Annotated in this window: 24 protein-coding genes; 14 read left to right on the top strand and 10 right to left on the bottom strand. The window is 55.7% G+C overall.

The window, feature by feature from the left end:
• Nucleotides 1-33: 33 nt before the first annotated feature.
• Nucleotides 34-783, top strand: a complete 750-nt coding sequence (gene trmN, locus EKL29_RS10590) for a tRNA(1)(Val) (adenine(37)-N(6))-methyltransferase TrmN (protein ID WP_126689619.1) — start codon at nucleotides 34-36, stop codon at nucleotides 781-783.
• Here the strand turns inward: trmN and nadB are convergent.
• A complete protein-coding gene (gene nadB, locus EKL29_RS10585; RefSeq protein ID WP_126689618.1) occupies nucleotides 768-2,390 on the bottom strand; it encodes an L-aspartate oxidase in 1,623 nt (540 codons plus the stop codon). The two genes, trmN and nadB, sit on opposite strands and share 16 nt — an antisense overlap.
• Nucleotides 2,391-2,821: 431 nt before the next feature.
• On the opposite strand from nadB, the gene rpoE reads away from it, so the two are divergent.
• The 11 genes from rpoE to acpS all read left to right on the top strand — a co-directional run bounded on the left by rpoE (nucleotide 2,822) and on the right by acpS (nucleotide 12,176).
• The gene (gene rpoE / locus EKL29_RS10580) at nucleotides 2,822-3,400 is read left to right on the top strand and encodes an RNA polymerase sigma factor RpoE (RefSeq protein ID WP_010617748.1); all 579 of its coding nucleotides are present in this window, start codon (nucleotides 2,822-2,824) and stop codon (nucleotides 3,398-3,400) included.
• Nucleotides 3,401-3,427: 27 nt separating this feature from the next.
• The gene (rseA, locus tag EKL29_RS10575) at nucleotides 3,428-4,081 is read left to right on the top strand and encodes an anti-sigma-E factor RseA (RefSeq protein ID WP_120457476.1); all 654 of its coding nucleotides are present in this window, start codon (nucleotides 3,428-3,430) and stop codon (nucleotides 4,079-4,081) included.
• Nucleotides 4,081-5,037, top strand: coding sequence for a sigma-E factor regulatory protein RseB (gene rseB / locus EKL29_RS10570; protein ID WP_120457478.1), 957 nt, complete (start codon nucleotides 4,081-4,083; stop codon nucleotides 5,035-5,037). The genes rseA and rseB overlap by 1 nt, the downstream gene beginning before the upstream one ends.
• Nucleotides 5,034-5,498, top strand: coding sequence for a SoxR-reducing system protein RseC (rseC, locus tag EKL29_RS10565; protein ID WP_126689617.1), 465 nt, complete (start codon nucleotides 5,034-5,036; stop codon nucleotides 5,496-5,498). The genes rseB and rseC overlap by 4 nt, the downstream gene beginning before the upstream one ends.
• A 218-nt stretch (nucleotides 5,499-5,716) precedes the next feature.
• Nucleotides 5,717-7,516 (top strand): translation elongation factor 4, encoded by a 1,800-nt coding sequence (lepA, locus tag EKL29_RS10560; RefSeq protein ID WP_126689616.1) that lies wholly within the window; start codon nucleotides 5,717-5,719, stop codon nucleotides 7,514-7,516.
• A gap of 9 nt (nucleotides 7,517-7,525) precedes the next feature.
• Nucleotides 7,526-8,500 (top strand): signal peptidase I, encoded by a 975-nt coding sequence (lepB, locus tag EKL29_RS10555; protein WP_120457484.1) that lies wholly within the window; start codon nucleotides 7,526-7,528, stop codon nucleotides 8,498-8,500.
• A gap of 133 nt (nucleotides 8,501-8,633) precedes the next feature.
• Entirely contained in the window at nucleotides 8,634-9,314 is a 681-nt protein-coding gene (gene rnc / locus EKL29_RS10550) for a ribonuclease III (RefSeq protein WP_081142359.1), read from the top strand.
• A 45-nt stretch (nucleotides 9,315-9,359) separates the two neighbouring features.
• Nucleotides 9,360-10,265, top strand: coding sequence for a GTPase Era (gene era, locus EKL29_RS10545; RefSeq protein ID WP_120457486.1), 906 nt, complete (start codon nucleotides 9,360-9,362; stop codon nucleotides 10,263-10,265).
• Between the two features lie 4 nt (nucleotides 10,266-10,269).
• Complete coding sequence (gene recO, locus EKL29_RS10540) at nucleotides 10,270-10,998, top strand: DNA repair protein RecO (protein ID WP_120457488.1); 729 nt, start codon at nucleotides 10,270-10,272, stop codon at nucleotides 10,996-10,998.
• 66 nt (nucleotides 10,999-11,064) lie between these two features.
• A complete protein-coding gene (gene pdxJ, locus EKL29_RS10535) occupies nucleotides 11,065-11,796 on the top strand; it encodes a pyridoxine 5'-phosphate synthase (protein ID WP_120457490.1) in 732 nt (243 codons plus the stop codon).
• Entirely contained in the window at nucleotides 11,796-12,176 is a 381-nt protein-coding gene (gene acpS, locus EKL29_RS10530; RefSeq protein WP_120457492.1) for a holo-ACP synthase, read from the top strand. Before pdxJ ends, acpS begins: the two co-directional genes overlap by 1 nt.
• Here acpS and EKL29_RS10525 read toward each other — a convergent pair.
• Entirely contained in the window at nucleotides 12,173-12,421 is a 249-nt protein-coding gene (locus tag EKL29_RS10525; protein ID WP_126689615.1) for a YfhL family 4Fe-4S dicluster ferredoxin, read from the bottom strand. The genes acpS and EKL29_RS10525 overlap by 4 nt on opposite strands.
• 214 nt (nucleotides 12,422-12,635) lie before the next feature.
• On the opposite strand from EKL29_RS10525, the gene EKL29_RS10520 reads away from it, so the two are divergent.
• Complete coding sequence (locus EKL29_RS10520) at nucleotides 12,636-14,036, top strand: recombinase (protein ID WP_126689614.1); 1,401 nt, start codon at nucleotides 12,636-12,638, stop codon at nucleotides 14,034-14,036.
• Nucleotides 14,036-14,755: a hypothetical protein gene (locus EKL29_RS10515; RefSeq protein WP_126689613.1), complete on the top strand. Its 720-nt coding sequence runs from the start codon at nucleotides 14,036-14,038 to the stop codon at nucleotides 14,753-14,755. Before EKL29_RS10520 ends, EKL29_RS10515 begins: the two co-directional genes overlap by 1 nt.
• Before the next feature lie 3 nt (nucleotides 14,756-14,758).
• On the opposite strand, the gene EKL29_RS10510 is transcribed toward EKL29_RS10515, so the two are convergent.
• Genes EKL29_RS10510 through EKL29_RS10475 form a run of 8 tightly spaced genes read right to left on the bottom strand, consistent with a single transcriptional unit; the run spans nucleotide 14,759 to nucleotide 17,840 of the window.
• Nucleotides 14,759-14,971, bottom strand: a complete 213-nt coding sequence (locus EKL29_RS10510) for a hypothetical protein (protein WP_126689612.1) — start codon at nucleotides 14,969-14,971, stop codon at nucleotides 14,759-14,761.
• The gene (locus tag EKL29_RS10505; protein WP_126689611.1) at nucleotides 14,968-15,306 is read right to left on the bottom strand and encodes a phage protein NinX family protein; all 339 of its coding nucleotides are present in this window, start codon (nucleotides 15,304-15,306) and stop codon (nucleotides 14,968-14,970) included. The genes EKL29_RS10510 and EKL29_RS10505 overlap by 4 nt, the downstream gene beginning before the upstream one ends.
• Nucleotides 15,303-15,596 (bottom strand): hypothetical protein, encoded by a 294-nt coding sequence (locus EKL29_RS10500; RefSeq protein WP_126689610.1) that lies wholly within the window; start codon nucleotides 15,594-15,596, stop codon nucleotides 15,303-15,305. Before EKL29_RS10500 ends, EKL29_RS10505 begins: the two co-directional genes overlap by 4 nt.
• Nucleotides 15,596-15,838: a hypothetical protein gene (locus EKL29_RS10495; RefSeq protein ID WP_126689609.1), complete on the bottom strand. Its 243-nt coding sequence runs from the start codon at nucleotides 15,836-15,838 to the stop codon at nucleotides 15,596-15,598. Before EKL29_RS10495 ends, EKL29_RS10500 begins: the two co-directional genes overlap by 1 nt.
• Nucleotides 15,831-16,232, bottom strand: coding sequence for a hypothetical protein (locus EKL29_RS10490; protein ID WP_126689608.1), 402 nt, complete (start codon nucleotides 16,230-16,232; stop codon nucleotides 15,831-15,833). Before EKL29_RS10490 ends, EKL29_RS10495 begins: the two co-directional genes overlap by 8 nt.
• Nucleotides 16,229-16,450, bottom strand: coding sequence for a hypothetical protein (locus tag EKL29_RS10485; protein ID WP_126689607.1), 222 nt, complete (start codon nucleotides 16,448-16,450; stop codon nucleotides 16,229-16,231). Before EKL29_RS10485 ends, EKL29_RS10490 begins: the two co-directional genes overlap by 4 nt.
• A complete protein-coding gene (locus EKL29_RS10480; protein WP_311779005.1) occupies nucleotides 16,447-17,055 on the bottom strand; it encodes a hypothetical protein in 609 nt (202 codons plus the stop codon). Before EKL29_RS10480 ends, EKL29_RS10485 begins: the two co-directional genes overlap by 4 nt.
• Nucleotides 17,052-17,840, bottom strand: coding sequence for an ORF6N domain-containing protein (locus tag EKL29_RS10475; RefSeq protein WP_126689606.1), 789 nt, complete (start codon nucleotides 17,838-17,840; stop codon nucleotides 17,052-17,054). Before EKL29_RS10475 ends, EKL29_RS10480 begins: the two co-directional genes overlap by 4 nt.
• Nucleotides 17,841-17,844 lie beyond the last annotated feature (4 nt).

The following is a 17,844-nucleotide window of genomic DNA, read 5'->3' as shown; positions in this document are numbered from 1 at the left end:
GCACGGCAGGAAAAAAGGTAATGGTTGCAGAGTATGACGCAGGAAAAGCCGCATGTGCGGCCATTGTTAAAAAGAAACGGTTTTACCTTCAAACAATTTTTTGTGGCGCACGACCGCTGCGCCATGAAAGTGGGCACCGACGCTATTTTGCTGGGCGCATGGGCGCCGGTAGCAAACGTGCGCCGCGTGCTGGATATCGGCTGCGGCAGCGGGCTAATCGCCCTGATGCTGGCGCAGCGTACGCCGGATGCCGTGATCATCGACGCGGTAGAGCTGGATGTTGATGCCGCGCAGCAGGCGCAGGAAAATGTCGCACAGTCGCCGTGGCCAGCGCGCGTGCACGTCCATCAGCAGGATATTGCCGCCTTTGCCGACAACTGCGGCCAACGCTATTCGTTAATTGTCAGCAATCCGCCCTATTATCCGCCCGATGTCGCCTGTGCGACGCCGGAGCGCGACGCGGCCCGCTCGACGGCGACGCTGGATCACGCAAGCCTGCTGCGCTGTGCCGCGCGTCTGATCGAGGAGGAGGGGTTTTTCTGCGTCGTGCTGCCGGAAGCGGTAGGGCAAACGATGATCGCGCTGGCGCAGAAAGAGGGCTGGCATCTTCGTTTCCGCATCGACGTGGCGGAATATGCGCATCGGCCGCCGCATCGCGTGCTGCTCGGCTTCTCTCCCAGCGCGGGCGAAACCCTGCTGGAAAGAATGGCGATCCGCAATCAGGATACGCACTATTCAGAAGTCTGGTGCAGCCTGACGCGCGACTTTTATCTCTTTATGTAAGAGGGCGTTAAAATCGTCGGCTTTGCTTCAGGCAGCATATCAGGATAGTCGCGGGTAAAATGGAGCCCGCGGCTCTCTTTACGCGCCATCGCGCAGCGCACCATCAGTTCGGCGACCTGCGTCAGGTTGCGCAGCTCCAGCAGGTCGCTGGAGAGCCGGAAATGCGCGTAATACTCGTCGATCTCCTGCTGTAACAGGCTAATGCGGCGCAGCGCGCGCTCCAGCCGACGCGTGGTGCGCACTATCCCGACGTAATCCCACATAAACAGCCGCAGCTCGTGCCAGTTGTGCTGGATGACGACGCGCTCGTCCGCATCGTCTACGCGACTTTCATCCCAGGACGGCAGTGCGTAAAGCGTTTCCCTTTGCGGCAGCGTCTGAAGCAGATCCTCCGCTGCCGACCAGCCGTACACCAGACACTCCAGCAGCGAGTTGGACGCCATGCGGTTGGCGCCGTGCAGCCCGGTGCAGCTTACTTCGCCGATGGCGTAAAGCGCGTCGACATCGGTGCGTCCGCGCGCGTCCACCATGACGCCGCCGCAGGTGTAGTGCGCGGCGGGCACGATGGGGATGCGATCCCGCGTCAGGTCGAGGCCAAAGCCCAGCAGCTTTTCATAAATGGTCGGGAAATGAGCGCGCACGAATTCCGGCGGCTGGTGGCTGATATCGAGATAAAGGCAGTCGACGCCGAGCCGCTTCATTTCATGGTCAATCGCGCGCGCCACGATATCGCGCGGCGCCAGCTCGGCGCGCTCATCGAAGTCTGGCATAAATCGCGTGCCGTCGGGCCGCAGCAGCCAGGCCCCTTCGCCGCGCAGTGCTTCGGTCAGCAGAAAGCTGTGCGCGTCAGGATGAAACAGCGACGTAGGATGGAACTGGTTAAATTCGAGATTGCCGACGCGGCAGCCGGCGCGCCACGCCATCGCGATACCGTCGCCAGAGGCGACATCGGGATTCGTGGTGTACTGGTAGACTTTTGCCGCGCCGCCGGTTGCCAGCACTACTGCACGCGCGCTGCAGGTTTCGACCTGTTCGCGATTACGGTTCCAGAGCCAGGCGCCGACCACGCGGCGTGAACCCGCAAGGCCCAGCTTGTCTGAAAGGATCAGGTCTACCGCATTGGTGCGCTCGAGAATGCGGATACGGGGATGACTCAACGCCTGGCTCACCAGCGTCGTCTCGACGGCGCGCCCGGTCGCGTCGGCGCTGTGCAGAATACGCCGGTGGCTGTGACCGCCTTCGCGCGTCAGATGATAGGGCATATCGCCCGCCGCCTGCGGATCGCGATCAAAGGCGACGCCGTTGTCAATCAGCCACTGTACGCAGTGACGCGCATTACTGGCGACAAAAGAGACCGCTTCGCGATCGCATAAGCCTGCGCCGGCGATCAGCGTATCTTCCACATGCGACTCGATGCTGTCGGTCTCATCGAACACCGCGGCGATGCCGCCTTGTGCATAAAACGTGGAGCCTTCGCTGACCTGCGCTTTGCTCAGCACCAGCACGTCGTAGTGCGCCGCCAGCCGCAGCGCCAGCGATAAACCCGCCGCGCCGCTGCCGATAATCAAAACATCGCACTGGTAATCCGCAGAGTCTGTATGTGCCATAGTGTTTAATTTACTAAACAAGGGTGGTTCGAGAATAAGCGTTTCCCTTACCCTTGTGAAGTATTTTAAACCAGAAGGGCGCAGCACCAGATTAATTAACAGACAGTTATACGTAAAATCAACAGATTACAAAAACGCGTATTTAAAGCTTGTTTTTTATATAAAACGTAGCGGCCTTTAAGGATTTAAAGATGAAAAAGCCTGCATCATAAGGTACTCTGCCTGCGATTCTGCGTTGATAGCCGCAGTCTGGATTACACTGTCTAGAGAATGAAAAACAAATGACAGCGTATCTGGAATAGTCATCATTAGCGCGTTAAGCGAACTTTTTGCCGCACCACGACTCTAAGCGCATGCTTGCTCAGAACCATGAAGATGTGCTGGCAGTTCCTTTTACGCATTTAAAAGAATTTGGGGAGACATTACCTCGGATGAGCGAGCAGTTAACGGATCAGGTACTCGTAGAGCGGGTGCAGAAGGGAGATCAGAAGTCATTTAACCTACTGGTCATTCGTTACCAGCATAAAGTGGCGAGCCTGGTTTCCCGCTATGTTCCGTCGGGAGACGTGCCTGATGTCGTGCAGGAGTCCTTTATTAAAGCGTATCGCGCGCTGGAATCCTTCCGCGGCGACAGCGCGTTTTATACCTGGCTTTATCGTATTGCGGTCAATACCGCAAAAAATTACCTGGTTGCTCAGGGGCGTCGTCCGCCATCCAGCGATGTGGATGCGATCGATGCAGAAAATTTCGAAAGTGCTGGCGCGCTAAAAGAAATTTCGAACCCTGAGAACTTAATGTTGTCAGATGAACTGAAACAAATCGTCTTTCGTACCATTGAGGCACTCCCTGAAGATTTGCGTATGGCAATCACGCTCAGGGAGCTGGACGGACTGAGCTACGAAGAGATCGCCGCCATTATGGATTGCCCGGTCGGTACAGTGCGTTCACGTATCTTCCGTGCGCGAGAGGCCATTGATAATAAAGTTCAACCGCTTATCCAACGTCAGTGATAACGGCTACTGGAAGGGTACTTAGGCATGCAGAAAGAACAACTTTCCGCTTTGATGGATGGCGAGGCGCTCGATAACGCGCTGCTGTCAGCACTATCTCAGGATGCAGAGCTGCAACAGCGCTGGACAAGCTATCATCTGATCCGCGACACCATGCGCGGCGATGTAGGCGAAGTGCTGCACTTCGATATCTCCGCGCGCGTCGCGGCGGCCCTCGAGCAGGAGCCCGCCCGCAAGGTTACGCCGCTGATTGTCGAATCACAGCCTGAACCGGCCAGCGTTGCGAAGATGCCTTTCTGGCGCAAAATGCGTCCCTGGGCGGCGCAGCTGACGCAGGTCGGCGTAGCGGCGTGTGTATCGCTGGCGGTTATCGTGGGCGTGCAGCACTACAACCAGCCGAGCGGCACCACCGCAGAGCCGTCTGATTCGCCGGTGTTCAATACGCTGCCGATGATGGGCAAAGCTTCGCCGGTTAGCCTGGGTGTGCCGTCTGACGCCTTCGACACCAGCGGCGCCACTCAGCAGGTTCAGGAGCAGCGCCGTCGTGTCAACGCCATGCTGCAGGACTACGAACTGCAGCGTCGTCTGCATTCTGATCGTCTGCAGTTCGAAACCAATGCGCCGCAGCAGGCGCAGGCGAACGTTCCTGGCAACCAGTCTTTAGGTACGCAACAGCAGTAATGAAGCAGCTTTGGTGCGCCGTTAGCCTGCTGGCAGGCAGCCTGCTTTGTTCATCTCCCGCCCCGGCGCAGACCTCTGCGTCCGGGGCGTTGTTACAGCAGATGGAGCAGGCAAGCCAGACCCTCAATTACGAATTCGCTTATATCAACGTCTCGCGTATAGGGATTGAATCGCTGCGTTATCGTCATGCAGTGATCGATAACCGCGTCTATGCGCAGCTGTTGCAGATGGACGGCCCGCGCCGGGAAGTGATTCAGCGTGGGAATGATATTAGCTACTTCGAACCCGGCCTCGATCCTTTCTCTCTGCCTGGTCAACATATCATCGACGCCTTGCCGTCGCTGATCTTCGCCGATTTCTCTCAGCTCGCCAGCGCCTGGGATTTTATTCCGGTAGGTCGCTCGCGTATCGCCGATCAGCTGTGTGAGGTGATTCGCATCGTCTCGCGCGACGGCACGCGCTACAGCTATGTGGTATGGCTGGATGTGGATACCAAACTGCCGCTGCGTATCGACCTGCTGGATCGCGATGGCGAAACGCTGGAGCAGTTCCGCGTGATCAGCTTTGCGGTTGATGAAGGCGTGCGCAATCTTATGCAGGGGCTGCAAAAAGCTAATCTGCCGCCGTCGCTTTCGGTGCCGGAAGGGGAGAAGGTCAAACTTAACTGGCAGCCAGGCTGGGTGCCGGCGGGTATGAAGCTTATTTCGCAGAGCCGCCGCGACATTCCGGCAATGAACAAAACTGTAGAGTCGCAGCTTTACAGCGACGGCCTGTTCAGTTTCGCCATCAATATTACCCCGGCCGATAAAAGCAGCGTTACGCAGACATTGCGCACAGGACGTCGAACGGTACAGACCGAAGTGCGCAATAATAGCGAAATCACCGTGGTGGGCGAACTGCCGCCCGCGACGGCAAAACGCATAGCGGACAGTATTGATTTGGGGTCGCAACGATGATGAGAGAGTGGGCCACGGTAGTGGCATGGCGTGACGGCATCGCCACGCTGCATACAGAGGCGAAAACTTCCTGCAACAGCTGTTCAGCGCGTAAAGGCTGCGGCAGCCATATGCTCAATAAGCTGGGGCCGAAAGACGCTCACGTGATGGAAATCGTCAGCGCGACGCCGTTACAACCCGGTCAGCGCATTGAGCTGGGCATTAAAGAGAGCAGTCTGCTCGGTTCGGCGCTGCTGGTATATATGACGCCGCTGTTTGGACTGTTTCTGCTGGCGGGTCTGTTCCAGGCGCTGTTCCATAGCGATCTGGCGGCAGCCTGCGGCGCGCTGCTCGGCGGCATCGGCGGTTTTATCGTCGCGAAAGGCGTCTCGCTAAAAGTAGGTGATCGCGCCGCTTTCCAGCCCATCATCCTGAACGTAGCGCTTCCGCCCGACGCCCTGCGGGTGGAAAGCGAAGCGTGATCCTCTGCCAGGCCGCGTATATCGCGGCCTTTTAGCGCCTGTTTCTCGCCAAAAAGTGTTGTGATTCCGCAACGTTCCATTCTTTTATGCGCGGCCTTAACAGTGTAATATGCGTCGTCATTAATGAGGCTGACAGGATTGTAGGTAAAGAGCGATCTTCCTGAATGTGTCTGTGCTCAGGTTCTCAACTGTTTTTCTACGTGAAGATATTCATATAAATGAAGCACATAAGAAACTTCTCCATCATCGCGCACATCGACCACGGTAAATCGACGCTCTCTGACCGCCTGATTCAAATCTGTGGCGGCTTAACCGATCGCGAGATGGCGGCACAGGTACTTGACTCTATGGACCTGGAGCGCGAACGCGGCATTACCATCAAAGCGCAGAGCGTAACGCTCGATTACAAAGCGCTGAACGGCGAAACTTACCAGCTCAATTTCATCGATACCCCAGGGCACGTTGACTTCTCCTATGAAGTATCACGCTCGCTGGCGGCCTGCGAAGGCGCGCTGCTGGTGGTGGATGCAGGACAGGGCGTAGAAGCGCAGACCCTGGCGAACTGCTATACCGCGATCGAGATGGATCTGGAAGTTGTGCCGGTACTGAACAAAATCGATCTGCCTGCCGCCGATCCGGAACGCGCGGCGCAGGAAATTGAAGATATCGTCGGCATCGACGCGACCGATGCGGTGCGCTGCTCGGCGAAAACCGGCGTCGGCGTGCCTGAAGTGCTGGAGCGTCTGGTGCGTGATATTCCGCCGCCGGAAGGCGATCCGGAAGGCCCGCTGCAGGCGCTGATTATCGACTCCTGGTTTGATAACTACCTGGGCGTCGTCTCGCTGATCCGCGTGAAAAACGGCACACTGCGCAAAGGCGACAAAGTTAAAGTGATGAGCACCGGTCAGGTGTACAACGCCGACCGCCTCGGCATCTTTACGCCGAAGCAGGTTGACCGTACGCAGCTGAACTGCGGCGAGGTAGGCTGGCTGGTTTGCGCTATCAAAGATATCCTTGGCGCGCCGGTGGGCGATACCCTGACCCTGTCGCGTAACCCGGCGGATAAAGCGCTGCCTGGCTTTAAGAAAGTGAAGCCGCAGGTTTATGCGGGCTTGTTCCCGGTAAGCTCTGACGATTATGAAGCTTTCCGCGACGCGCTCGGCAAGCTGAGCCTGAACGACGCCTCGCTGTTTTATGAGCCGGAAAGCTCTACTGCGCTCGGCTTTGGCTTCCGCTGCGGCTTCCTCGGTCTGCTGCATATGGAGATCATTCAGGAGCGCCTGGAGCGCGAATACGATCTCGATCTGATCACCACGGCGCCGACCGTTGTGTATGAAGTGGAAACCACCGACGGCGAAGTTATCTACGTCGACAGCCCGTCTAAGCTGCCGCCGCTGAATAATATCGAAGAGCTGCGCGAACCGATCGCCGAGTGTCACATGCTGCTGCCGCAGGAGTACCTCGGCAACGTCATCACGCTCTGCGTCGAGAAGCGCGGCGTGCAGACCAACATGGTTTACCACGGCAACCAGGTCGCGCTGACCTATGAAATCCCGATGGCGGAAGTGGTTCTTGACTTCTTCGACCGTCTGAAATCGACCTCGCGCGGCTACGCCTCGCTGGACTACAACTTTAAACGTTTCCAGGCCTCTGACATGGTGCGCGTCGACGTGCTGATCAACGCCGAGCGCGTCGATGCGCTGGCGCTGATTACCCACCGCGACAACTCGCAATATCGCGGCCGCGAGCTGGTGGAGAAGATGAAAGATCTGATCCCGCGTCAGCAGTTCGACATTGCGATTCAGGCGGCGATCGGCAACCACATTATTGCTCGCTCAACCGTGAAGCAGCTGCGTAAAAACGTACTCGCTAAGTGCTATGGCGGCGACGTCAGCCGTAAGAAGAAACTGTTGCAGAAGCAGAAAGAAGGCAAGAAACGCATGAAGCAGGTCGGTAACGTTGAGCTGCCGCAGGAAGCCTTCCTCGCCATTCTGCATGTCGGTAAGGACAGCAAATAAGGATCCCCAATGGCTAATATGTTCGCCCTGGTTCTGGCGATAGCGACGCTGGTTACCGGCGTTATCTGGTGTATCGATCGCGTTAAGTGGGCGCCAGCGCGCCGGGCCAAACGAGCGGAAGCGCAGGCTGCGGCAGGCAACACCCTCGATGACAAAACGCTGGCGAAAGTCAGCGGGCAACCCGGCTGGATTGAGACCGCCGCGTCGGTCTTCCCGGTGCTGCTGGTGGTATTTGTGGTGCGCTCGTTTATTTATGAGCCGTTCCAGATCCCGTCCGGCTCCATGATGCCCACGCTGCTGATCGGCGATTTTATTCTGGTCGAGAAATTTGCCTACGGCATTAAAGATCCTATTACCCAGACGACGCTGATCCCGACCGGTCATCCGCAGCGCGGCGACATCGCGGTATTTAAATACCCGAAAGATCCGAGCCTGGACTATATTAAGCGCGTTATCGGCCTGCCGGGCGACAAAGTGGTCTTTGACCCCTACAGCAAAACGCTGACCGTCAGCCCGAACTGCGCCGCTGGCCAGCGTTGCACCAGCGCGCTGCCGATTACCTATACCAACGTCGAGCCGAGCAACTTTATTCAGACCTTCAGCGGGTTTGACGGCAACGAAACCGGCAACGGTTTCTATCAGGTGCCGCAGGGCGAAACCATGCGCGGCGGGCTGCGTCTCGGCACGCGCAAAGAGACGCTGGGCAACGTAACGCACGATATTCTGCTGGTAAACGAAGCGCAGAGTCAGGCAAGCATGTATTATCAGCAGCCGGGCCAGCCGCAGGCGACCTGGATCGTGCCGCAGGGGCAATATTTCATGATGGGCGATAACCGCGACAACAGCGCCGACAGCCGCTACTGGGGCTTTGTCCCGGAACGTAATCTGGTCGGTAAAGCGGTCGCCATCTGGATGAGCTTCGATAAGCAGGAAGGTCAATGGCCGACAGGCGTTCGCCTGAGCCGTATTGGCGGCATTCATTGATAAATCTGGCCCCGATTAATGGGCAAAACGGTCGGCCTCCTTCGGGGGGCCACTGCACACTAAACAGATTGCGTTGGAAAGCCAGCCCTGTTTCGTATGCAGAGTCACAGACGCACAAAAGAACTGGAATCGCATGAACCCCATCCTCATTAATAAGCTTCAGCGCAAACTGGGCTACACTTTTACTCATCCGGAACTCTTGCAACAGGCGTTAACGCACCGCAGCGCCAGCAGTAAGCACAACGAGCGTCTTGAATTTCTCGGTGATTCCATTCTCAGCTATGTGATCGCCAATGCGCTCTATCATCGCTTTCCTCGCGTCGACGAGGGCGATATGAGCCGCATGCGCGCGACGCTGGTGCGTGGCAACACGCTGGCAGAGATGGCGCGAGAATTTGACCTCGGCGAATGCCTGCGTCTGGGACCGGGCGAACTGAAAAGCGGCGGATTCCGCCGTGAATCGATCCTGGCGGATACGGTGGAAGCGCTGATTGGCGGTATCTTTCTCGACAGTAATATCCAGACGGTGGAGAAGCTGATCCTTGACTGGTATCAGACGCGCCTCGAGCAGATTAGCCCGGGCGACAAGCAAAAAGATCCGAAAACCCGCCTGCAGGAGTATCTGCAGGGGCGTCACCTGCCGCTGCCGTCCTATCTGGTGGTGCAGGTGCGTGGCGAAGCCCACGATCAGGAATTCACCATTCACTGTCAGGTGAGTGGCATGGCTGAACCGGTGGTGGGCGTAGGCTCAAGCCGCCGTAAAGCAGAACAGGCTGCTGCCGAACAGGCGTTAATCAAGCTTGGTCTCGAATAGCAACATCCCGGCGCCTGAACAGGCGCTGAATAAGTCAGGACTCGAATGAGCGAACAGAACACCTATTGCGGCTTTGTCGCGATTGTCGGCCGACCCAACGTCGGCAAATCCACCTTACTGAACCAGCTACTGGGGCAGAAGGTGTCGATCACCTCGCGTAAGCCGCAAACCACGCGTCACCGCATTATGGGCATCCACACCGAAGGCGAATATCAGGCGATCTACGTGGATACGCCCGGGCTGCATATGGAAGAGAAGCGCGCCATCAACCGCCTGATGAACCGCGCGGCCAGCAGTTCTATCGGCGATGTCGAGCTGGTGATCTTCGTGGTCGAAGGCACGCGCTGGACGCCGGACGATGAGATGGTGCTCAACAAGCTGCGCGACAATAAAGTGCCGGTCGTGCTGGCTATCAACAAAGTGGACAATATTCAGGATAAAAGCATCCTGCTGCCGCACCTGCAGTTCCTCAGCCAGCAGATGGACTTCCTCGATATCGTGCCGATTTCCGCAGAGAGCGGGAAAAACGTCGATACCATCGCCGCGATCGTGCGCAAGCGTCTGCCGCAGGCGGAGCACCACTTCCCGGAAGATTACATCACCGATCGCTCGCAGCGCTTTATGGCGTCAGAGATTATCCGTGAGAAGCTGATGCGTTTCCTCGGCGCCGAACTGCCTTACTCGGTAACGGTCGAAATCGAGCAGTTCGTCTCTAACGAGCGCGGCGGCTACGATATCAACGGCCTGATCCTGGTTGAGCGCGAAGGGCAGAAGAAGATGGTGATTGGCAACAAAGGCGCCAAAATCAAGACTATCGGTATCGAAGCGCGCAAAGATATGGAAGAGATGTTTGAAGCGAAAGTGCATCTCGAACTGTGGGTCAAAGTTAAATCGGGCTGGGCCGACGACGAACGTGCGCTGCGCAGCCTGGGCTATGTAGACGACCTCTGATCCTATGGAAGGCTGGCAACGCGCCTTTGTGCTGCATAGTCGCCCCTACAGCGAAACCAGCCTGCTGCTCGATCTCTTCAGCGAAAGCCATGGGCGGGTCAGGGTGCTGGCGAAAGGGGCGCGCGCGCGTCGCTCGCAGCTGAAAGGCACGCTGCAGCCCTTTACGCCGCTGCTGGTGCGCTGGACCGGACGCGGCGAAGTCAAAACCCTGACCAAAGCCGAAGCGGTCTCGCTGGCGCTGCCGCTCAGCGGCATCACGCTCTACTGCGGCCTCTACGTTAACGAACTGCTGTCGCGCGTGCTGGAGCAGGAATTTCCCTTCTCAGAACTCTTTTTCGACTATCTGAACTGCCTGCAGACGCTGGCGTCGGGTGAAAGCTCGCCTGAACCGGCGCTGCGCCGTTTTGAGCTGGCGCTGCTCGGCCATCTCGGTTACGGCGTCGACTTTTTGCACTGCGCCGGCAGCGGCGAACCTGTCGCCGACGCGATGACCTACAGCTACCGCGAAGAGAAAGGCTTTATCGCCAGCCTGGTCGCGAACCAGCGCAGCTTTACCGGCCGCCAGCTACGCGCGCTATGGGAACGCGATTTCCCTGACGCTGACACGCTGCGCGCTGCCAAGCGTTTCACCCGTATCGCGCTGAAGCCCTATCTGGGCGGCAAACCCTTAAAGAGCACCGAACTGTTTCGTCAGTTCGTGCCGAAAAAGCGGCCGGATGCGGCAAGCCCGTAGCGCTGTGCCTGCGCCGCGCGCCGCGGTACACTCTGATTTTACGACATAGTTAAGCTGAGGATTGTCATGGCTGAGTTGCTGTTAGGGGTCAACATCGATCATATCGCCACGGTACGTAACGCCCGCGGCACCCACTATCCCGATCCGGTGCAGGCGGCTTTTGTCGCCGAACAGGCAGGCGCGGAAGGCATTACCGTGCACCTGCGTGAGGATCGCCGCCACATTACCGATCGCGACGTGCGTATTCTGCGCGACACCATCCAGACGCGCATGAACCTGGAGATGGCGGTCACCGATGAGATGGTCGGTATCGCCTGCGATATTAAGCCGCATTTCGTCTGCCTGGTGCCGGAAAAGCGCGAAGAGGTAACGACCGAAGGCGGCCTCGACGTGGCGGGCCAGCAGGACAAAATCAATGCGGCGGTTAAACAGCTGAGCGAGGCGGGCATTCAGGTTTCGCTGTTTATCGACCCCGATCATCGCCAGATTGAGGCGGCGGTCGCCAGCGGCGCGCCCTATATCGAAATTCACACCGGCGCCTACGCCGAGGCGGCGGAAGGTCTGCCGCGCGAGGCCGAGCTGGCGCGCATCCGTCACGCCGCCACCTTTGCCGCCAGCCTGGGACTGCGGGTTAATGCCGGTCATGGGCTGACCTACCACAACGTACAGCCCATCGCCGCGCTGCCGGAGATGCACGAGCTGAATATCGGCCACGCCATTATCGGCCGCGCGCTGTTCAGCGGTCTGGCCGATGCGGTAAAAGAGATGAAGCTGCTGATGCGGGAAGCGCGTCGCTAATGGCTATTCTCGGACTGGGCACCGACATCGTCGAAATCGAGCGCATCGCCGGCGTGATTGAACGTTCCGGCGATCGCCTGGCGCGACGCGTGCTGAGCGAAGCCGAGTGGCAGCAATATCAGCAGCATCAGCAGCCGGTGCGCTTTCTGGCTAAGCGCTTCGCCGTCAAGGAAGCCGCGGCTAAAGCCTTTGGCACCGGCATTCGCGGCGGGCTGGCTTTTAATCAGTTTGAAGTTTACAACGATGCGCTGGGCAAGCCCGGACTGCGCTTTTTCAACCACGCCAGCGAAGTGGCGGAAAAGCTGGGCGTCAGACAGGTACACGTCACGCTGGCGGATGAGCGCCACTACGCCTGCGCAACGGTGATTATCGAAAACTAGTGGTGCAGCACCACGAACTTCTCCCACAGCGCATCGCGCGATTCGATGTGCTGTGGATCGATAATAATGGTGTTGTCGATAGGGCAGACGCTCTGACAGGTCGGCACGTCGTAATGTCCGACGCACTCGGTACAGCGGCTGGCGTCAATCTCATAGATCTCCGCGCCGAGGCTGATCGCCTGGTTGGGACATTCGGGTTCGCACATATCGCAATTTATACAACGCTCGGTAATTAGTAATGCCATATCAGTGGTTTGCTGTTTTAAGTGTTTAAAGTCATGCACTTACAATCTGTCAGTAAAACGAACATTGCAAACTGAAGTGTATATTTATACAGTGTTAATCCTGTTGGGAAACGATGTGTTGTAACACAAAACAACAACACAAGCCGGAAATGGCTCGCCATTTTGTCGCATGTGTGAGCATGACGATTAAGGCGCGAAAACACAGGAATCTCGAATGGCCCGAACAGTAACACAAAGCAACCCCACCAAAAATGATTCAGCGTATATAACTGCTTCTCAGCAGTGGGATGAATGCAAGCCACCTTACACAGTCTCACACATGCGCTCTTGTGTTGCGGCTGCCAAAATCATCCTTCCTCACCTTGGCTTACCCCGGCGGTCGAAGTATGAAAAAGAGAGCTACCTGCGCATAGATTTCAGCAAGGCAGGGAAGGTAACTATCTACGCTGAATTCCCAAAAAAGATGAACATCAAGGGGCAGAAGTTAGGTGAGTGGCCGGAGCTGGCGATCCCCATAGCCAGAGAGAAAGCTGCTGAGCTTGCCGCTGGCGGCTTAAAAGCTGAATCAGTGTTGCAGGTGATCGAAGCCTACGAGGCAGATTTGCAGGCCAAGGTTGACCGCAATAAACTGGGTGCCAGCAGCTATAACACGTACCTATGCCGCACCAATAATGTCCGACTGGCCTTCTCCGATCGCGAGGTATTCAGTGGCATAACCTACAATCGCCTGGTTGAGATTCTGGATGAATGGGTTGCTACCAAGACCAACAATCACGCCCTCGAGCTTTTCGCTGAGCTAAGGCGCATATGGAAGTACGCCTCACCACTATTCAGCAATGGGAGGAATGTGGCCGCCAGCCTGCCGGATGATTACGTGTCTTCTCGTGTCCAGCGCCCAGCGCCAACCCGGTTATTCACCGATATCGAGTCGATTGCCACGTTGTGGATGAATATGGCGGGCGCCACATCCATTCATCAGAAGAACGCGATGCGCTACATGATCCTGACGGGTGTCAGGCCGATTAACGTGTCCAATCTGGAATGGGCTTTTGTTTCAGATGACCTTTCGGTGATCACCTATCCGGCTGGTGTTATTGGCACCCGCGGCGCGATGAAGACACAAAAGGAATTTGCCATCCCGGTTACGCAGGAAATGAAGTCCATTCTTGAGGAGCAAAAGCAGTGGCGCGATTCAGTGCCAGGTTGCAATAAGCAGTTCGTTTTCCTGCAACCACGTAACCCTCTGGAAGCCTTCTCAAAACGCTCTCTTGATAAGCTGATAAAGGATTACAGCCCGGAAAATGCTGTAAAAGGGGTTCGCCATGATGGTACTGTCAAAGGCCGCTCTGGTGCCTTTAACACGATGTGCCGGAAGTTTCTAAAGAGTAACGTCATTGCCCAGATGAGGGCGAGGGGATTCTCTCGCTCAGACACAAGGGAAATCAGCATGCTCTGTATGCATCACTCTGACAGAGACAACGATCCAATGGCAGAGCACTATGATTTTTCAGACGAAATTCTGAAGGAAGAAATGACCCTAAAGCGCCAAGCATTTACTGCCCATGAAGAAAGCATAATGGCTCAGGTAGCTTTATTAAAACGGAAGTTAAAATAATGACTAGACTGGAAATGATTAAATCTTACATGGATGCGTACGTCTTACCCTTCCTGATTTATACCTCTGCCATATTATTCCCGCTTAGTCTACTTCTAACAAAGTCGATAGATGGGGCGAGTTATGTAGCCCTGAATGCCCTGATTTTATTTGGGTATGGTGTTTACAAATTTCATCCGAGAATCGTCGAGTTTTCCGTTGGTGGTAGCTCCATAAAACTTAAAGAGACATTACACGAAGCTGAGAAAATAACGGAAGAGTTAAAAGAATTACGCAGAGTCTCAATGCTGCAGTTCTTCAGCTCAATGTATGCGACGACAGGTAACAACCATGAGGTGATGAAGCGATTTTACGATTTTCTATGTGTCTATAATGTTTCCGCAGAAAGCCCTGCGTTGATTTTAGAATTTAAAACTGAGTTCATTAATAGCTTAAGCTGCCTGCAAAAAAGCATGGTAAGTTTTTTGAAGCCATTTTTTGACTATTACGACGACCCTTCATTGAGTTTTGATGCCAAGGTAAAAGCTATTCTTCAGAAGTTTGGCGGTGAAACAGAAGAACACTACACCAACTTTCCCGGGCACAGAATGGCAAGGGATTTTTCTACTAATTTGATTTTGATAGAAGAAATATATCAAGGCGTGTTCAACAACGACCCTAAGCCAGTAAAAATACCAGAATTCGTAGGGTCGTATAAGGTTGCTGTTTACAGAGGGTGATGCTTAGTAAGTTGCCCCGCACAGCCGGATGAACTCTTTCACATTGCCGTAGCGGTACCGAACGATGCGGTAAGTGATACGGATCGGCGCAAGTGCCTTTTTATGTCGGTGGTGGTTATTCCAGTCTCGCAAAGTCTTTGGAGTAACCCCGCCGATAATCCCGCAAACTTCCTGCGGCGTCAGGAGGTCTTCATCATCATACTGTTTTTTGTTCATTCCCTCACCTCCCGCTCATTATTCACCATCAAATACACTATCATTGCCGCCCTCAGCGGGTTCTTGTGTCGGGCCTTAGCTCCGCTTTCGTGGCTGGCCTCCCATGTCGTTTTCGATGCCGGCGCAATGGCGATCCGGTTACGCACTGCAATCTGAAAGCCATCCGCAGCCTTGCTGACCGGGAAGAAACCAAAGTCATGGCATACCTTTCCGAAGCAGCGTTTGAACTGCGCCCCTTTAGGGTTGTGCGGGTGAACCTGCGCCTCGTATTTTGGATTTTCCAACCTGCAGACCAGCACGCTAATTTCACCATCGGTCAATTTTCCGTAATTCATTTGCCCACCTCCGGCGCTGCTGCCAGCATGGCCTGATAAATCCGGCGAAATTTGCCTCTGTCGGTGCCGCCCAAGGCGAAGTGTCCCTGAGACATCATCTGACGGGTAGGCTCAACCGGTACCAGCCTCCAGCCATTAGGGGCCGAATTAACTGTTGCCTCGCTGATAGCCTTCTCAACCAGATTTCGATAAGCCATTTGCGCCCGCACAGCTTCTGGCGAACGCCATTTCTCAACATCAGGCAGCTCGAAGGGCTTCTGCATCGCTGGCGCTTCATTTATTTTTTCCATCACACTGCTCCTATTGCCTGCTGAACCACACGATATCCACGCTTGGGTGGCTTTTTCTTCGGCTCAATCCTCACTGGCGCTACCTGTGGCGCTGGTGGCCGCGCCGGGCTAATGCCGTTGCGCATATAGCGCTTCTGGTTCATCTGCCACACGATGCGCTGAGAGTGGTCACAGCCATCATCGATTTTGACGCTGGCCTGAACCAGCGCGTCGTTAAGATCTGCCATCAAGTGATTAGCCATTGTTAACCGCCTCTTCCAAAGTTTCCTGCAGCCGCTGTTCTGCTTTTGCCTGGGCCATAATTCGCAGCACCTGCAGGTCTGCTTTGCTGACCTCCGCGCTCAGAAGTTTAAGCAGTTCCTCACTCTCAAACCGGGAGCGCATTCTGTTCAGCTCTTTCTCTTCACGACGCAATACAGCGAGGTTTTCTGTAATCCGGCGCTGGGATTTCCTCCATGCCCTGAGTGCATCATGCGTTCTGCGATAGGGGCCAATATCTGACTCATCAATTCCAGCTAGGCGCGTTTTGATGCTGTCGATATTCTTGTTGGCGATTGCCAGCGCCTTGAGATGGTCAGCAATGCCGCTCAGCCCTTCGTGATTAATGCGACCGTTTTCCAGTTGAATGTTGCTCATTTCGCTGCCTCCCTTGTGGCCGCACGGTATGCACGAAGCCCTCGATTAACCGGTCCGCTGATAACTGTTTTGCGGATGAAGATTCCAGTCGTACTGGCGATCACATCAGCTGAGAGAAGGGCGGCATCTACCGCCCGGTTGTGCCGGCGAAACTCCAGCAGGCTGCTGGTGATGGTCAGCGTTGCTACCGCGCCTTTATCGACAAAATTAAACTTCATGCTCGTGCCCCTCTGATCATCTCTTCAACCTTGTCCTGTCCGCCCAATTCCTCAACCATTTCGGCATACCGGCTAAAGCAGGCGTTCAGCCAGCGAATACCTCGGGGCTTGAGCACCGGCACCGTTCCCCAGTCCACGAAATCTGAGTTTGTGCGATTGGCAAAAGCATCAATATCCAGAAGAGTGATATACCGGGCGCGGCGCTCTTTGAGTCCCATGCCTTTTTCTTCAAGGTGGGTATCGATGAATCCCTGAACTGCATGCTGGCTCAGTGAGATGTTCCCAAGCTGATGACGGAACACAGGGCGGCGGTGCATGCTGACCAGATAAAACAGGTAAGCATCTGCAAGCCACTGGAGCGCCTGCTGGTGGCTCTGCTGCAGAATAGCAATGTCGTCACTCTCTACGGGCTGTGAAATCGAAGAGGGCGCAACAGAAATCAGCTCGTGGTTGGTAGACTGAATCCTGTCATCTTCAAGAGCATCTTCTGCAATGCCGATCGCTGCGGTTGCATTCGTCGCGGTGGTTACAACCTTAACCGGGTGGCGCAGTCCGTCAGGGTGATCGCCCATGAAAACAACTTCGAACTTGGTCAAATTCATCACTTTTTACTCCCGAAAATTGATTTCAGATCGATACCGTAAACGGCCAGCCACGCACCGGCAGGCCATGACTTAACGCTACCCCAGCGCTCGTCCGCCACGTTCCGTGCCTGCTGACCGTGCTCTTTGCACCAGCGACGGAGCGCGACGAAGCTGAATGCACCCTTACGCCCGGTTTCGTTTTCCACTTTGGTGATAGTCGCGTCTTTGGTTGATTCACCCAGGCGCTCTTCCAGCTCGCGGCATCGGCGGGTTGCGGCGCTGAGCTTACCCAGCGCTGACGCTTCACGTTTGCGGCTGATTTGTGACTTGGTGCGGACGGCGTGATCGGCCCGCTGCTTTTCGGCGATGCGACCCTGCTCTGAATCCAGAGCCATCTGAAGAATCTCCAGGCGGCTGAGGTCAGGAAGAGCAGGCGCTGCTTCGCGTCGGGTGAAGTAGAACTCGACCAGATCGTCGTGATAGCCCCATGCCTGTTCTGTTTCGAGCATCTTGGCGTGGTTGGCAGCGCCGCGTTCCGTCCAAAGCATTAAAGCCCGGGTTTTACTTGAGATTTGCAGGTAACTAAAAGTCACTCGCAAATTGTTAAGTTCTTCCCCGGTGACCTTGAAGTAATGTTTGGCTTCAATGAACCGATCCGCATTACGTGAAAAGTTCGCCTTAATGTTTGCGCTGTCTGTGCCATAGCCAGCGGCCAATTGCTCGGTGGTAACGACGCGCTGCCCGCGATATTCGATCACCTGCAGTTCCTGCGGTGCAATCACTGCCAAATCAGTTTTTACCGTCATGTTT

It is taken from the genome of Pantoea sp. YU22 (assembly GCF_003970755.1).
In the GTDB taxonomy this organism is placed as follows: domain Bacteria; phylum Pseudomonadota; class Gammaproteobacteria; order Enterobacterales; family Enterobacteriaceae; genus Pantoea; species Pantoea piersonii.
The sequence above is the reverse complement of the archived record's forward strand: the minus strand, read 5'-3'. Positions and strand labels throughout refer to the sequence as shown.

Bases quoted from the DNA above. Each gene is read 5' to 3' on its own strand.
- trmN (WP_126689619.1), top strand. From the start codon at position 34: ATGACGCAGGAAAAGCCGCATGTGCGGCCATTGTTAAAAAGAAACGGT.
- nadB (WP_126689618.1), bottom strand. From the start codon at position 2,390: ATGGCACATACAGACTCTGCGGATTACCAGTGCGATGTTTTGATTATC.
- rpoE (WP_010617748.1), top strand. From the start codon at position 2,822: ATGAGCGAGCAGTTAACGGATCAGGTACTCGTAGAGCGGGTGCAGAAG.
- rseA (WP_120457476.1), top strand. From the start codon at position 3,428: ATGCAGAAAGAACAACTTTCCGCTTTGATGGATGGCGAGGCGCTCGAT.
- rseB (WP_120457478.1), top strand. From the start codon at position 4,081: ATGAAGCAGCTTTGGTGCGCCGTTAGCCTGCTGGCAGGCAGCCTGCTT.
- rseC (WP_126689617.1), top strand. From the start codon at position 5,034: ATGATGAGAGAGTGGGCCACGGTAGTGGCATGGCGTGACGGCATCGCC.
- lepA (WP_126689616.1), top strand. From the start codon at position 5,717: ATGAAGCACATAAGAAACTTCTCCATCATCGCGCACATCGACCACGGT.
- lepB (WP_120457484.1), top strand. From the start codon at position 7,526: ATGGCTAATATGTTCGCCCTGGTTCTGGCGATAGCGACGCTGGTTACC.
- rnc (WP_081142359.1), top strand. From the start codon at position 8,634: ATGAACCCCATCCTCATTAATAAGCTTCAGCGCAAACTGGGCTACACT.
- era (WP_120457486.1), top strand. From the start codon at position 9,360: ATGAGCGAACAGAACACCTATTGCGGCTTTGTCGCGATTGTCGGCCGA.
- recO (WP_120457488.1), top strand. From the start codon at position 10,270: ATGGAAGGCTGGCAACGCGCCTTTGTGCTGCATAGTCGCCCCTACAGC.
- pdxJ (WP_120457490.1), top strand. From the start codon at position 11,065: ATGGCTGAGTTGCTGTTAGGGGTCAACATCGATCATATCGCCACGGTA.
- acpS (WP_120457492.1), top strand. From the start codon at position 11,796: ATGGCTATTCTCGGACTGGGCACCGACATCGTCGAAATCGAGCGCATC.
- EKL29_RS10525 (WP_126689615.1), bottom strand. From the start codon at position 12,421: ATGGCATTACTAATTACCGAGCGTTGTATAAATTGCGATATGTGCGAA.
- EKL29_RS10520 (WP_126689614.1), top strand. From the start codon at position 12,636: ATGGCCCGAACAGTAACACAAAGCAACCCCACCAAAAATGATTCAGCG.
- EKL29_RS10515 (WP_126689613.1), top strand. From the start codon at position 14,036: ATGACTAGACTGGAAATGATTAAATCTTACATGGATGCGTACGTCTTA.
- EKL29_RS10510 (WP_126689612.1), bottom strand. From the start codon at position 14,971: ATGAACAAAAAACAGTATGATGATGAAGACCTCCTGACGCCGCAGGAA.
- EKL29_RS10505 (WP_126689611.1), bottom strand. From the start codon at position 15,306: ATGAATTACGGAAAATTGACCGATGGTGAAATTAGCGTGCTGGTCTGC.
- EKL29_RS10500 (WP_126689610.1), bottom strand. From the start codon at position 15,596: ATGGAAAAAATAAATGAAGCGCCAGCGATGCAGAAGCCCTTCGAGCTG.
- EKL29_RS10495 (WP_126689609.1), bottom strand. From the start codon at position 15,838: ATGGCTAATCACTTGATGGCAGATCTTAACGACGCGCTGGTTCAGGCC.
- EKL29_RS10490 (WP_126689608.1), bottom strand. From the start codon at position 16,232: ATGAGCAACATTCAACTGGAAAACGGTCGCATTAATCACGAAGGGCTG.
- EKL29_RS10485 (WP_126689607.1), bottom strand. From the start codon at position 16,450: ATGAAGTTTAATTTTGTCGATAAAGGCGCGGTAGCAACGCTGACCATC.
- EKL29_RS10475 (WP_126689606.1), bottom strand. From the start codon at position 17,840: ATGACGGTAAAAACTGATTTGGCAGTGATTGCACCGCAGGAACTGCAG.